The following is a 14,034-nucleotide window of genomic DNA, read 5'->3' as shown; positions in this document are numbered from 1 at the left end:
GGGACGCCGGGGCTTCTCTTGACGCGGGGATCAGCCGCGTCCGCTTATGTGGTTGTTGCTCGTCCTCCGCGCCCTAAGACACTGCGGAGGTAGTCATGGGACAGCCGACGTCGCTCAACCGTGCTTCAACCCGGAGGAGAGTGCGGGGAGCACAGGAGCGACGTCGGCCGTCGGGGAGGGGAGCGAGGAGCCGCGCCATTCGCCGGCGTCGCTTCGTCTTCCCCTCCTACTATGGTTATGGGGGAAGTGTGACGCGGGAGTGATCTTGAACGCGTCCTCCCCTGAACAGACTGCGAACCAGAACGCCAAACTAACCCCTGTTTTCCTTCTCTCTCTAACGCGATCTATAGAGAGGGAAAAACAGGGGCTAGTTTGACGTTTTGGTGCCCATCTTTGGCCTCACGACTACCCGGCGTAGCTATCGACGGCTAGTCCGTCACTCCTTGGAGTTATCCACAGGCACCTGTGGACGACGAGGACGCTAGCCCACGTAGGCCGACGTGCTCAGTTTGGTCCTGGGCACCCCCGAACGGGGGTAGCGACGCCCCGCATACCGTTACCCATCCGTTACCTACTCACTCCTCGGAGATCGTCGCCCACCGGATCTCGACGCGTTCCAGCCCGTTGAAGCGAGCGCGACCGGACGTCGTGGACACCTTTTTGATCAGAATCTGATCGATGGCCAGGCGGAGGAGTTCGCGCTTCATGGGCAGATCTGCGGCGTCCCACGCCTCCCGCGCTTGCTCGGGCTCCATGAGGAACCCGATATCAACGGACGCCCCACCGACGCTCTTGAGGGCGTCGCGTGCCTCCGACATGTCCCGGTTGACGTCCTCCCACGCCGGCTCGAAGAACCGAGCCGCGGGACCCTCGTAGAGCCCCGCCCGACGGTCCCGGAGAAGCCGCTCCATCGTCGCCTCAGCGGACTTCAGTTGGGCGCGCGCCGCCTCTATCTCCGCGGTCTCCTCGGGCTGCGTCAGTGCCCCCCATCGCTGCGCAACGATGATGAGGAGCGGGTCCTCCTCGTCAGCGTTCGTCAGACGCTCCAGCCATGCCCACGAGACGAACTCCTCCAGCGGAGGACGGTAGACCGACGCCGGCGCCGCGCACGGGGCTCCGCCCTGCGTCGACATGCACGAGTGTGAGCGGCTCATGACGGGCGCAGCGCGACGGCAGGAGTAGCACCTCGTGAGGTCCGTCAGAAGGTGGATTGTCTTTCCACGGGCGGACCCTGTGACCGTCGGATTAGGCGTCGCGTGCCCGCTCAGCATTCGTGAAGCCTGAGTTCGCTTGGCGTCACTGATAAGCGGCGCGCCAACGCGTACCCGCTTACCTTTGGCGTCCGTGTAGATCGTCCCAGGGCCATTCCCCAGCTTCACAACCTGCCAACCGCTGTACGCCGGGTTCTGAACCATCCTGTGGATGGAGTTGTGGCTCCACTGTCCGCCCATGGGCGCGGGAATGCCGTCCTTGTCCAATCCGTCAGCGATCTCGCGGAGGGTTCGCCCCTCGCCCGCCTCGCGGAAGATGCGTTTCGCGACGGTCGCTTTACTGCCCTTGCGCGGGTGGTCGACGCGGGCGGGCCTCCGGTCCTCCACGAGCTTTCTGTGTTCGTCGGCAATGAGCCCGTACGGGACGCGGCCGGAAACCCATTCCCCGTTATCCCGTTGCGCCGTCTTCGTGTCTGTGACGCGCTGCGAGATCCTTTCGGATTCCTCGCGTGCGTCCTCCGCTTTCCACATGATCATGCGACGGTGATTGGGGTCGGAGGTATCCAACCCGTCCTCTCCGAAGATGATTCGGCCGCCGTTCAGACCCTCCAGAACGGAGAGCACGGCAAGTGCGCCTTTACGGCTGAAGCGGTCCAGCTTGTAGCACCACAGGGTTTTGATCTCTCCTGCTGCCAACGCCAAAAGCGCCCGGTCGTAGTCGGGGCGCTTGATGTCCTTCGACGCGCTGAGCTTGTCGCTCCAGGTCTTGCGGACCTGAAGGTCGTTCCACTCCCCCCACTGTCGTCCCCGTCCCTCCTGCATGGACGGAGACAGGTCTCCCCGCCGTCCCGCGATCTTGACGGACTTACGGGTGTAGATGTCCATCAGTTGCTCAGGTTGCAGCTCTTCCCCATCACTCACACTGGCCAGTATGCGGCCTCTGCGCTCGATTGCATAGGTGGTCACGTATCCAAGCAGTGGTAGAACGGCACCGGGACACAGATCCGGTCCTGCTCCGAATACGCGATCAACTCCCCGACGAAATAGCCGTTGTTGAGGATGTTGTGGTGGGAGAGCGTGGCTCCCTTCGGGAAGCCCGTGGTGCCCGAGGTGTACTGGATGTTGATGGGGTCGTCGCAGGACAACTCGGCGGCTCGGATGCGCAGTTCCTCCGCCCGGTCAGGTGTTCCGCGTCCGAGCAGGGCGTCCCATCCCGGGTCGCCGATGTAGACGGTCTCCCGCAACTGCGGACACCTGCGCCGCACTTCCTCGACCATCGCCCGGTAGTCGCTGCCCTTGTGGCTGAGGGAGGCGAACAGCAGCGAGATCCCGGCCTGCCGGAGGACGTACTCGACCTCGTGGGTGCGGTACGCCGGGTTGATGTTCACCATGACTGCGCCGATGCGGGCGGTGGCGTACTGGACGAGCACCCACTCGGGGCAGTTGACGGCCCAGATGCCCACCCGGTCGCCCTTGGCGACGCCGGAGGCGAGCAGCGCGTACGCCAGCTCGTCGACAGCGGCGCCGAACCGCGCGTAGGTCCAGCGGCGTCCGGACGGCACGTCGACGAGCGCCTCACGGTCCGGCCAGGCCGCCACCGCGCGGTGGAGGTTGGCACCGATCGTGTCGCCGAGCAGCGGCGTGCCGCTCGTCCCGTGTGTGTACGACAGTTCGCTCACCGGAAGTCCTCCTCGCGGTACTCGGCGTCCGAACCGGCGGCCGTGGCCTCGCGCAGCTCGATCCGGCGGATCTTGCCGGAGACGGTCTTGGGCAGCTCGCCGAACTCCAGGCGGCGGATCCGCTTGTAGGGCGCGAGCACCGAACGGGCGTGCTCGAAGAGCACCTTGGCGGTGTCGGGCCCCGGCTCGTACCCGGCGGCGAGGACGACGTACGCCTTCGGGACGGCGAGGCGCAGCGCGTCGGGGGCCGGGACCACGGCTGCCTCGGCGACCGCCTCGTGCTCCAGGAGCGCGCTCTCCAGCTCGAACGGCGAGATCTTGTAGTCGGAGGCCTTGAACACGTCGTCGGCGCGGCCGACGTAGGTGATGTAGCCGTCGGCGTCGCGGGAGCCGATGTCGCCGGTGCGGTAGTAGCCGCCCGCCATCGACTCGGCCGTTCGGTCCGCCTCGCCGTGGTAGCCGGTCATCACGCCCACCGGGTGCTCGGACAGGTCGAGGGAGATCTCTCCCTCGACGGCGCCGGGCGCGCCGGACACCGGGTCGAGGAGTTCGACGCGGAAGCCGGGGCTCGGCCGGCCCATGGAGCCGGTCTTGAGTCGCTGGCCGGGGCTGTTCGACACCTGGACGGCGGTCTCCGTCTGGCCGAAGCCGTCCCGGATCGTGACGTCCCAGGAGCGCCGGACCTGCTCGATGACCTCGGGGTTCAGCGGCTCACCGGCGGCGACGGCCTCGCGCGGCGGGGTGCGCAACTGGGTCAGGTCGGCCTGGATGAGCATCCGCCACACGGTGGGCGGGGCGCAGAAGGTGGTGACGCCGGCACGGTCCATCTCCGCCATCAGGCGGCCCGCGTCGAAGCGCGTGTAGTTGTGCAGGAACACGGTCGCCTCCGCGTTCCACGGAGCGAAGAGGTTCGACCAGGCGTGCTTGGCCCAGCCGGGCGAGGAGATGTTCAGGTGCACGTCGCCGGGCCGGAGGCCGATCCAGTACATGGTGGACAGGTGGCCGATCGGGTACGAGACGTGCGTGTGCTCCACCAGCTTGGGCCGGGCGGTGGTGCCCGAGGTGAAGTAGAGCATCAGCGGGTCGTCCGCGTGGGTGGGCCCGTCGGGCTCGAAGGCCGCGTCGGCGGCGGCCGCGTCCTCGTACGACTCCCAGCCCGGGCGCGCGCCGCCGACGGTGACACGGGTGTAGCGGCCGGGCACGGCGTCGAACTTCGCGGCGTCCTCGGTCCGTACGATCACGTGCCGCACGCGGCCGCGCTCGACCCGGTCGAGCAGGTCGGCGGGGCCGAGGAGCGGGGTGGCGGGGATGACGACGGCCCGCAGCTTCATCGCGGCGAGGGCGGTCTCCCACAGCTCGACCTGGTTGCCGAGCATGACGAGGATGCGGTCCTCGGCCCGCACGCCCCGCTCGCGCAGCCAGTTGGCGACCCGGTCGGAGCGCTCGGCCATCTCGGCGAAGGAGACCTGGACGCGGTCGCCGTCCTCCTCGACGATGTGCAGGGCGGTGCGGTCGTTGTCCCGCGCGATGACGTCGAACCAGTCGAGGGCCCAGTTGAACCGTTCCGGGCGGGGCCAGCGGAAGCCCTCGTAGGCCGTCGTGTAGTCCGCGCGGTGCTTCAGCAGGAAGTCCCGCGCGGCGCGGAACTCCTCCGTCGCACCCGTGGTCGCCGTCATGTTTCCTCCTCGTTGCCGGACCGCCGCCTACCATCGTGTATTCCGTGATGCAGGTCTCACCACCCCCGAACGGGGGTGCGCCGCGACGAAGGGGCGAGCAGGTGGCAGCAGACACAGCCGAGGTGGTGGAGGTGCGGGGCGCGCTGGTGCGGCTGCGCCGCGCGACAGGGCTGCCCGTCGCCTTCGGCGGCCTGGTCGACCCGGGCGGCCGGCTGATACGCATCAGCGAACTGAGCGGCACGTCGACGGCGGCGCTGAGCGCCCTCGGGGTGTCCTCGGGCAACGGTCTGGGCGGCAAGGCGGTGGCGCTCGCCCGGCCCTGCGCGGTGACCGACTACTCGGCGTCCCGGCAGATCAGCCACGAGTACGACCTGGCGGTGGCGACGGAGGGCCTCTGTTCCGTCCTCGCGGTTCCGGTGGTCGTACGACGACGGGTGCGCGGTGTGCTGTACGGGGCCCTGCGCTCGCCGCAGCCCCTGGGCGACCGCACGCTCGGGGCGGCCGTCGCGGCGGCCCGGGACGTGGAGCAGGCGCTGGTCGTCCGGGACGAGGCGCGCTCCCTGCTCGGGGTACTGCGCGCGCCCGGGCCGGCCACGGACGGGACCCGCGGGCCGGGCGGCGCGGCGTGGGAGGAGGTGCGGGAGGTACACGGGGAGCTGCGGGCGCTGGCCCCGCGGATCGCCGACCCGCTGCTGCGGGCCGAACTGCTCTCCGTGTGCGGCCGGTTGGCGGACGCGGCGGCACCGGCCGAGGAGGCGGCCTCGCGCGACGCGGGTCTCGCGCCCCGCGAGCTGGACGTCCTCGCGTGCGTGGCGGCGGGCGCGACGAACGCGATCGCGGCCGCCCGGCTGGGCGTGCGCCCGGAGACGGTGAAGGGCTATCTGCGCTCGGCGATGCGCAAGCTCGGCGCCCACACCCGCCTGGAGGCGGTCGTCGCCGCGCGCCGGGCCGGGCTGCTGCCGTGACAGGAACGCGCTTCCGTGACGGTGGCGCGCGTCCCGCCGTTGCGGGACCCTTCGTTCCGCGGGACGGTGACGCTCACCGGTAGGACGGAACCGCCTTCTTGGGGCCCGCCATTCAATCCGCCGTGCTCTGAAATGAGCTATGCGGAGCCGCTGTTATTTCCCTCACCACCCCGACTGTCCGAAATTCAAAGAGACATTGCCTAACATTGGCCCGGACACGACACGTGAGGGGAGCGGTGACCGTGCGAGGGGACTTCCAGGAACCTGCGAGACCGCGCCCCGACCTGGTCATCGGCCGGGAGGAACTCTTCACGGGCGCCCGCGAGCAGCTCTCCGGCGGAGGCAGTGTGCTCGTGCACGGCCCCGCGGGAATAGGAAAATCGACCGTCCTGCGGGCGCTGGCCGCAGAATGCGCCGAATCGGCCCGGACCGTGTTGCGCTGCTCGTCCACCGAGTCCGAATCCCATCTCCCCTTCCTCGCGCTGGCCGATCTCCTCGGTCTGGTCGTCGACGAGATCGCCGACCGGCTGCCCCCGCCGCAGCGCACCGCGCTGGAGTCGGCCCTCACCGGCCGCGGCGAGTCCACCCTCCAGCGCGACGGGCTCGCGCTGCGCCTCGCCGTCCTCTCCGCGTTCCGCGCCCTCGCCGCGCGCGGTCCGGTGCTGATCGTCGCCGACGACCTCCAGTGGCTCGACCCGGCCAGCGCCGAACTGCTCGGCTTCGCCGCCCGCCGGCTCGGCGGCATGCCCGTCCGTATGCTCTGCGCCGTCCGCACGGACACCGAACCGCAGGCCCAGGAGCACGACGGCTATCTACGCGCGTCCCCGCCGGACACCCTGGCCGTCCGGGTCGCCCCCTTGTCCCGGACCCACGTGACCGAGCTCCTCGGCCGGCGCGGCTACACGGGACTGTCCCGCTCCACGGTGCGCGACATCCACCGCACCAGTGGCGGCAACCCGCTCTTCGCGCTCGAACTCGGCCGCGCCCTCGCCGAGTCCCCCACGCCGCCGAGTCCCGGCGAGCCGCTCCCGGTGCCGACGTCCCTGCGCGCGCTCGTCCTCAGCCGCCTGGAGATGCTCTCCCCCGAGGCCCGCCGCACCCTCCTCGTCGCGAGCGCCGGAGCCCGCCCGACCCTGGCCCTGCTGCACGCGGCGGGCCGGCTGAACGCCGAGGCGGAAACGGCGTCTGCCGCCGAACTCGGGCTGCTCGCCACCGAACGCGAGTCACCCGGTATCCGCTTCGCGCACCCCCTCGTCTCGGCCGCGCTCTACGCGGAGGCGGGCGCCCAGGAGCGGCGCGCGGCCCACGCCGCCCTGTCCGGTGCCGCCTCCGACCCCATCGAACGGGCCCGCCACCTCGCCCTGTCCACCACCGGTACCGACCCCGCCGTCGCCGCCCGGCTCGGTGAGGCGGCGACGGCCGCCCGGGACCGCGGCGCGCCCTCGGTCGCGGTCGGGCTCGGACTGCTCGCCGCCCGGCACACTCCCGCCGGGGCCCGGCCGGGCCCGGACGAACGACGGCTGCAGGCGGCCGAGGACGCGCTGACGGCCGGCGAGACGGACCTCGCACGGGACATCGCACGGCAGGTGCTGGCGCGCGCCACCGCCCCCGCCGACCGGGTGCGGGCCTGGATGGTCGTCGTGGACTCCGCCGGACAGGCCATGGCCGAGATCGACGCCGTCTTCCCGCAGGCCCTCGCGGACGCCGGTGACGACCCCGGCCTCGTCGCCCTCGTCCGCTACCAACTCGCCTGGCGCGCCCTGCTCATGGACGGCGAGATGGCCACGGCCCGCGAGGAGGCCGCCCACGCGGCACGGCTCGCGGCCCGCGCCGGGGACCGGCGCACCGAACTCCTCGCGCTCGGCTTCCAGGCGCAGATGGAGACCCTGATGGGGCACCCGGAAGCGCCCTCGACCATCCAGCGGGCGATGCGTGAACCGCAGGACCCCCGGGTGGCGTGCGACCACAACGGCGCCGGTGCCGCCCGCTTCCGCTGGCTGGTCATGGGAGACCGGCTCGCCGAGGCCCGTACGACCGTCACCGCACTGCTCCGCGAGGCGCAGCGGCGCGGCATGGTCGAGAGCGAACTGCACTTCCTGCGCGGGCTCGCCGAGACGGAACTGCGCTCCGGGCACTGCGGCCGCGCCCTGGACCTGTCCCGGGAGAGCCTCAGGCTGGCCCGCGACACGGGCATCGGCGAGGCGGCGACCGCGATGCTCACCTCGCTCGCGGAGGCCGCGGGCGGCGACGTCGACCGGGCCCTCGCGCTCGCCCGGGAGGCCGTGGACCGGGCCGAGGAGGACGGCGACCTGGTCTATCTCTCCCGCGCCCTCGGCGCCCTGGGGCACGCCCAGCTGGTCGCGGGGGACGCTCCCGCGTGCGTCCGGTCGCTGCGCCGGGTACGGGAGTTGGAGGAGGGACTCGGCGTCGTCGACCCCGCGCGCGGACGCTGGCACGGGGACCTCGCCGAGGCCCTGGTCCGGATCGGCGAGGTCACGGAGGCGCAGGACGTCATCGACGTGACCCGGCAGCGCGCTCTGCGGCTGGAACGCGAGAGCGTGCTCGCCGTACTCGACCGCGCGGAGGCCCTGGTCCGCGCCGCGCGCGGTGAACAGGGCTCGGCAGAACGCCAGTTGGCCTCCGCGCAGGACCGCCTCGCCAAGCTCGGCCACGGCCTGGAGGAGGCGCGTGCCGCGTACGCCCTGGCCGGGCTGCGCGCCCTCCCCCACCCGCTGGGCTCCGCCCGGGCAGGGGGGACCGCGGCGCCGGGGCCCACCTCGTACGACGAGGCGGCCCGCCTGTTCCGCCGGTGCCGGGCGCTGCCCTGGCTCCGGCAGGTGGAGACGGCCGCCGCGCACCACACGGCCGCGCCGTCGCTCGCCCCGGCCGCCCTCGACACCCTCGCCACGACGGAACGGCAGGTCGCCGCCCTCGTCATGGAGGGTGCCACCAACCGTGAGATCGCGGCGCGCCTGTTCATCAGCGTGAAGACCGTGGAGGCCACGCTGACCCGGGTCTACCGGAAGCTGGGGATACGGTCGCGGGTCGACATCGTCCGGTTGGCGGCGGAACGCAGGGCCGACTGAGCGGATTTCCGGTCCGCCTTCCTACGTGACACCGGGGCCCCGAATGCGCCCTTCGGGTGAACCGGCCGCTGCCCCAGGGGCGGTCGGGGCCGGGAGCGACGGGGCCACGGGCGTGTCAAACCCCGCCCGGTCCGGCCAAGGGTTTTCCCTCCGCCGACCCCACTAGGGGGTTCCCTCCTTGGGGAAGAGTGACCGAACGCCCTAGCGTGTGGCCGTGCCGCTCGCTCGGGCACACGGCGTCCCCGCCATGGGCGCCGTGACTCACCCCCCACACCCGCGCGTCCCCCCACCGGCAACTTCCAAGGAGACCCATGTCCGGGCTCGACCGTGCCAAGAAGACCGCCGCCGTCTGCGTGGCGACCGCTGCCGCCGCCGCGACCGTGCTGCTCGGCGCCCCCTCCGCCGTGGCCGAACCCCAGCCCATCGTGGGCGGTACGACCACCACCACGACGGCCTATCCGTTCATGATGCAGATCACCGACGCCTCGCAGAACCAGTTCTGCGGCGGCACCCTGGTCGCCGCCAACAAGGTGGTGACCGCCGCGCACTGCATGGTCGGCGAGTCCACCGCCGGCGTCCGCGTCGTGGGCGGGAGAACGTATCTCAACGGCACGGACGGCACCGTCAGCAAGGTCAGCAAGATCTGGATCAACCCCGACTACACCGACGCGACCAACGGCGACGACGTGGCCGTCCTGACCCTGTCGACGTCGATGTCGTACGCCACGGCCCCGTACGTCTCCTCCTCGGACACGGGCGTGTACGCGACCGGTACCTCGGCCCGCATCGTCGGCTGGGGCACCACCTCGGAGAACGGCGGCTCCTCCAACCAGCTGCGCACCGCGACCGTGCCGATCGTCTCCAGCTCCAGCTGCGCCGGCTCCTACGGCTCCGACTACGTGGCCTCCGACATGGTGTGCGCCGGATACAGCTCGGGAGGCGTCGACACCTGCCAGGGCGACAGCGGCGGCCCGCTGCTCATCGGCGGTGTGCTGGCCGGCATCACCTCCTGGGGCGAGGGCTGCGCGGAGGCCGGCTACCCGGGTGTCTACACCCGTCTGACGACGTTCTCCAGCCTGTTGACGGCGCAAGTCAACTCGTAGTCACCGAAAACTTCCTGAGCACCCCTCAGGTAGCAGCAGGGGGGCGTTGCGGGCCTCCACGAGCGGCCCGCAACGCTCCCCATCCACCTCCCGGCCACCCCGATCGTGCCGGCGGACAGCTTCCCCGCAGCGCCCCCTGTCCGCCGGCCCCTCACGTCCGTCGCAGTGCGGTGCGGCGCGCCGGTCAGGACCGGGCGACCGTCCCGAACCGCACGTCGTGCCCCTCCCCCGGGTGCATCACCGCGAGCGTCCGCTCCCCCTCCGCGACGACCTCCGCCCGCTGGTCCTTGGTCAGCCTGCCGAAGGGTTCGACGACGAGGGCGCTCTCCTCGAGCCGCCACAGACCGGCGAGGAATCCGTCGACGAGCAGGGTGCAGTACGCCTGGTTGCCCCGCCAGGTGCGCCCCTTGAGGTCGGCGGGCACGACACGGGAGCGATCGGCGTGGGAGAGCAGCAGGTTGTCGAACTCGGGCAGGAAGCGCGGCGGGGCGGGGACGTCGTCGTCCGGGCGGGAGGCGTCGGGAAGGTCGAAGAGTTCCACGCCGTTCTCGTCACGGAAGACCAGCAGCTCGGGGCGGAGCCTCTCGAAGGCCTCACGGAGCCGGGTCAGACCGGCCCACGTCTGCATGTCCTTGACCGAGGCGGGCCCGAAGGCGGCGAGGTAGCGCAGGACGGTCGCGTCGGGCGCCGGGGCCGGTTCGGCGGGACGGCCCAGCCAGTGCTCGGCGGTGGTGAGGGCGACCTGGCCGCTGCGCCCCCACAGGCCACGCGGGGTGACCTGCACGAGCGGCAGGGTGCAGCGGGCGGCGACGGAGAGGGCGAACGGGTCGGCGTCCGGCCACTCGGCGAGCAGGACCTCGCGCAGCTCCTTCATCGTGCGCGGCCCGGCCTCCACCAGTTCACGGCTGATCGCGGCGAGCCGGTCCAGGTCGACCCCGGTGAGCCCCTTGCGGAACCCGCCCAGCTCCCGGTCGCGGGCCGCCTGCACCAGGGGGCGCAGCGTGAGGGCGTCCTCGGCGGTGTGCGTGTGGATGGTGGAGCGCATGGTGACGATCCGGACGACGTCGCGCGCCTCCATCGCTCCCGACAGCTCCTCGGGCCCGAACCCGTCCAGCCGGGCGGCGAGCGCGTAGTACGGCGGCTTCACGTTCTGCGCCTGGAGGCCGAGGAGGTGTCCGACGGCGGCGGTCGCGGACAGCGGGGAACGGCGCAGCAGGAGCTGACGGTCGAGGGTCGCCCGGTTGAGGGCGCGGGCGCCGAGCAGGGGGGCCGTCGCGGTCGTCTTCGTCATACTCCGCACGGTAGTCCCGCTCGCGGACACCTTCTGTCCTCAACTCTGCCGCGATCTCGCCACCGCCGGATACTCCCAGGCCGTTTGCCCCGTATATCCTGCTCAGTGATCACACAGACGTACGGTCGATCCTGGAGGCAGCCGCGATGTCGGAGCGACGCGCCCGCTCAGCCTCGAAGAACGCGCGCCACCAGCGCGACCGGAAGGACCCGGGCGACCCGGCGGGGAACGCCGGGGAGCCGAGGACGCCGGGTGGCCCCAAGGGCGCGAAGGAGACGCGGAAGTCCGTCTGGCGCCGTGCCCTCGCCGCACCTTCCCCGGCGCCCACGCGGCCTGCGGCACCGGACGCCGGGCAGTCCGCGCCCGAGTCCTCCGAGGTCGCCAGCGTCGTACAGGCCGCGCTGTACCGCGACGGCGTACGGGTCTCGACGCCGGAGTCCCTCGCCGACACCTTCCGTGAGCTGCGGGAGCAGCCCGACGGCATGGCGTGGATCGGCCTGGCTCGTCCGACCGAGGCCGAACTCCTCTCGCTGGCTGCGGAGTTCGACCTGCATCCGCTGGCGGTCGAGGACGCGATGGAGGCGCACCAGCGGCCGAAGCTGGAGCGCTACGGCGAGACGCTCTTCGTCGTCCTGAGTGCCGCCCGCTATCTCGACGCGGTCGAGGAGGTCGACTTCGGCGAGCTGCACGTGTTCGTGGGGCCGGACTTCGTGATCACCGTCCGGCACGGCGCGGCGCCGGACCTCTCCGCGGTGCGCCGCCGTATGGAGGACAGCCCCGAACTGCTGCGCCTCGGACCGGAGGCCGTGCTCTACGCGATCCTCGACTCGGTCGTCGACGGCTATGTGCCGGTCGTCGCCGGAGTCCAGAACGACATCGACGAGATCGAGACCGAGGTGTTCCGCGGAGACCCCGCGGTGTCCCGCCGCATCTACGAACTCTCCCGCGAGATGGTCGAGTTCCAGCGTGCGACCCGTCCGCTCGTCGGCATGCTGCACGGTCTGATGGCCGGCTTCGCCAAGTACGGCACGGACGACGAACTCCAGCGCTACCTCCGTGACGTCGCCGACCACGTCACGCACACCAGCGAACGCGTCGACGGCTTCCGGCAGGCCCTCACGGACATCCTGACGGTCAACGCGACGCTGGTCACCCAGGAACAGAACGCGGAGATGCGGGCGTTGGCGGAGGCGGGCTTCGAGCAGAACGAGGAGATCAAGAAGATCTCGTCCTGGGCGGCCATCCTGTTCGCGCCCACGTTGGTCGGGACGATCTACGGCATGAACTTCACGCACATGCCGGAGCTGGGCTGGACGTTCGGATACCCCTTCGCCATCTTCCTGATGGCGGTGGTGTGCACCAGCCTGTACGTCATCTTCAAGCGGCGTGACTGGCTCTGAGCAGGCCCTGGGAGCTCGCCGCCGGCGTGGCGGCGGCACGTACCAAGAACGTCAACGGATGAGTGAGAGCACAGTGTTCGACTACGAGAAGGACGGCGCGGCCATCTACCGCCAGTCCTTTGCCACCATCCGCGCGGAGGCGGACCTCTCGGCCCTGCCCGCCGACGTCAGCCAGGTCGCGGTCCGGATGATCCACGCCTGCGGGATGGTCGACCTCGTCGAGGACCTGGGTCATACGCCCGGCGTGGTGGCACGGGCCCGCGAGGCGCTGCGCGCCGGCGCGCCCATCCTGTGCGATGTCTCCATGGTGGCCAGCGGCGTGACCCGCAAGCGGCTGCCCGCTGCCAACGAGGTGCTCTGCACACTCTCCGACCCGTCCGTCCCGGCCCTCGCCGCACGGTTGGGCACGACCCGCAGTGCCGCCGCCATGGAACTGTGGCGCGACCGCATGGAGGGTGCCGTGGTCGCCATCGGCAACGCCCCCACCGCGCTCTTCCGGCTTCTGGAGATGATCGAGGAGGGCGCGCCCCGTCCGGCCGCCGTCATCGGCGTCCCGGTCGGCTTCGTCGGTGCGGCCGAGTCGAAGGACGCCCTGGCCGCGCATCCGTCCGGCCTGGAGCACCTGGTCGTACGCGGCCGTCGCGGCGGCAGTGCCATCGCCGCCGCCGCGCTCAACGCGATCGCGAGCGAGGAGGAGTGAGCGGCGGGCCGTACGGCCTCGGACCCGGCCCGGCGACCCGTCGCTGACGACGGTCCGGAGGGTCCGGTCATCGCCGAGGCCGAGGTGAGCGCGTACGACAGCGCCCGGCACGGGAGGCGTTCAGTCGGTCTCCCGGAGAGTGCGCGGGCCGCACTCGTCCGTGAGCCATCGGAGCGCCTGTTCCGGCCCCGACACGACCCGCACGCCATCGGGTACCGGCGGCCTGCGCACCACGACCACGGGCAGCCCGGCTTCGCGGGCGGCGGTCAGTTTCGGCGCGGTGGCCGCTCCCCCGCTGTCCTTGGTCACGACGGCGTCGATCCGGTGGCGGCGCAGCAGCTCGCGCTCCCCGTCGAGCGTGAAGGGCCCGCGGTCGAGCAGCACTTCCATGCGGGACGGGTGCGGAGAGGCGGGCGCCTCCACGGACCGTACGAGGAACCACAGGTCGTCCAGGGCCGCGAACGCCGCCAGCCCCATGCGCCCGGTGGTCAGGAACATCCGCCGGCCGAGCGTGGGCAGTAGTTCCGCCGCTTCCTCCAGAGAGCCGGCCTCGTGCCAGGCGTCTCCCTCGACCGCGGTCCAGCCCGGGCGCCGCAGGGCCAGCAGGGGAACACGGGCATCGGTGGCGGCCTTCGCCGCGTTGAAGCTGATCGTTCCGGCGAAGGGATGGGTGGCGTCGACGAGCGCGTCCACCGCGTGCTCGCGCAGCCACGCCGTCAGCCCCTCGGCCCCGCCGAAGCCGCCCACGCGCACCGCGCCGGGCGGCAGCCGGGGCGCGGCCACCCGGCCGGCCAGGGAGTTCGTGACCCGCGGCCCGGGCGGGCTGTCGGCCGCGTCGGTCGCCAGGAGTCCGGCGAGCCGGCGGGCCTCGGTGGTTCCGCCCAGGATCAGTACGTGCACGAGCGTCCGGTTCCCTTCGTGGA

The 14,034-nt window shown here is 71.6% G+C and carries 9 protein-coding genes and 1 pseudogene; 5 read left to right on the top strand and 5 right to left on the bottom strand.

The window, feature by feature from the left end; all coding sequences use genetic code 11:
• Window positions 1–575 precede the first annotated feature (575 nt).
• From ABZT74_RS05885 to ABZT74_RS05875, 3 genes and pseudogenes are all read right to left on the bottom strand, one after another.
• A complete protein-coding gene (locus ABZT74_RS05885; protein WP_356433513.1) occupies window positions 576–2,177 on the bottom strand; it encodes a recombinase family protein in 1,602 nt (533 codons plus the stop codon).
• A gap of 8 nt (window positions 2,178–2,185) precedes the next feature.
• Window positions 2,186–2,881 (bottom strand): annotated as a pseudogene (locus ABZT74_RS05880) (AMP-binding protein); the annotation flags it as partial.
• A gap of 5 nt (window positions 2,882–2,886) precedes the next feature.
• Entirely contained in the window at window positions 2,887–4,566 is a 1,680-nt protein-coding gene (locus ABZT74_RS05875; RefSeq protein ID WP_355869428.1) for an AMP-binding protein, read from the bottom strand.
• Window positions 4,567–4,667: 101 nt separating this feature from the next.
• Between ABZT74_RS05875 and ABZT74_RS05870 the strand changes: the two genes are divergently transcribed.
• The 3 genes from ABZT74_RS05870 to ABZT74_RS05860 all read left to right on the top strand — a co-directional run bounded on the left by ABZT74_RS05870 (window position 4,668) and on the right by ABZT74_RS05860 (window position 9,720).
• Window positions 4,668–5,531, top strand: coding sequence for a helix-turn-helix transcriptional regulator (locus ABZT74_RS05870; protein WP_355869425.1), 864 nt, complete (start codon window positions 4,668–4,670; stop codon window positions 5,529–5,531).
• A gap of 236 nt (window positions 5,532–5,767) precedes the next feature.
• Window positions 5,768–8,617, top strand: a complete 2,850-nt coding sequence (locus ABZT74_RS05865; RefSeq protein WP_356433512.1) for a LuxR family transcriptional regulator — start codon at window positions 5,768–5,770, stop codon at window positions 8,615–8,617.
• 311 nt (window positions 8,618–8,928) lie between these two features.
• Window positions 8,929–9,720 (top strand): serine protease, encoded by a 792-nt coding sequence (locus ABZT74_RS05860; protein ID WP_356433511.1) that lies wholly within the window; start codon window positions 8,929–8,931, stop codon window positions 9,718–9,720.
• Between the two features lie 184 nt (window positions 9,721–9,904).
• Here the strand turns inward: ABZT74_RS05860 and ABZT74_RS05855 are convergent, their stop codons facing one another.
• Window positions 9,905–11,011, bottom strand: coding sequence for a winged helix DNA-binding domain-containing protein (locus tag ABZT74_RS05855; RefSeq protein ID WP_356433510.1), 1,107 nt, complete (start codon window positions 11,009–11,011; stop codon window positions 9,905–9,907).
• 146 nt (window positions 11,012–11,157) lie between these two features.
• On the opposite strand from ABZT74_RS05855, the gene ABZT74_RS05850 reads away from it, so the two are divergent.
• Both ABZT74_RS05850 and ABZT74_RS05845 read left to right on the top strand, forming a co-directional pair.
• Window positions 11,158–12,411 carry a magnesium and cobalt transport protein CorA gene (locus ABZT74_RS05850; RefSeq protein WP_356175674.1) on the top strand — a complete coding sequence of 418 codons (1,254 nt, stop codon included), beginning with the start codon at window positions 11,158–11,160 and terminating at the stop codon, window positions 12,409–12,411.
• 58 nt (window positions 12,412–12,469) lie between these two features.
• Entirely contained in the window at window positions 12,470–13,111 is a 642-nt protein-coding gene (locus ABZT74_RS05845; protein ID WP_356175672.1) for a precorrin-8X methylmutase, read from the top strand.
• A gap of 120 nt (window positions 13,112–13,231) precedes the next feature.
• Here ABZT74_RS05845 and ABZT74_RS05840 read toward each other — a convergent pair whose 3' ends face one another.
• Entirely contained in the window at window positions 13,232–14,011 is a 780-nt protein-coding gene (locus ABZT74_RS05840; protein WP_356175668.1) for a cobalt-precorrin-6A reductase, read from the bottom strand.
• Window positions 14,012–14,034: the final 23 nt, after the last annotated feature.

The sequence above is a fragment of the Streptomyces sp. NPDC005302 genome (assembly GCF_040607345.1).
GTDB lineage: Bacteria > Actinomycetota > Actinomycetes > Streptomycetales > Streptomycetaceae > Streptomyces.
The sequence above is the reverse complement of the archived record's forward strand: the minus strand, read 5'-3'. Positions and strand labels throughout refer to the sequence as shown.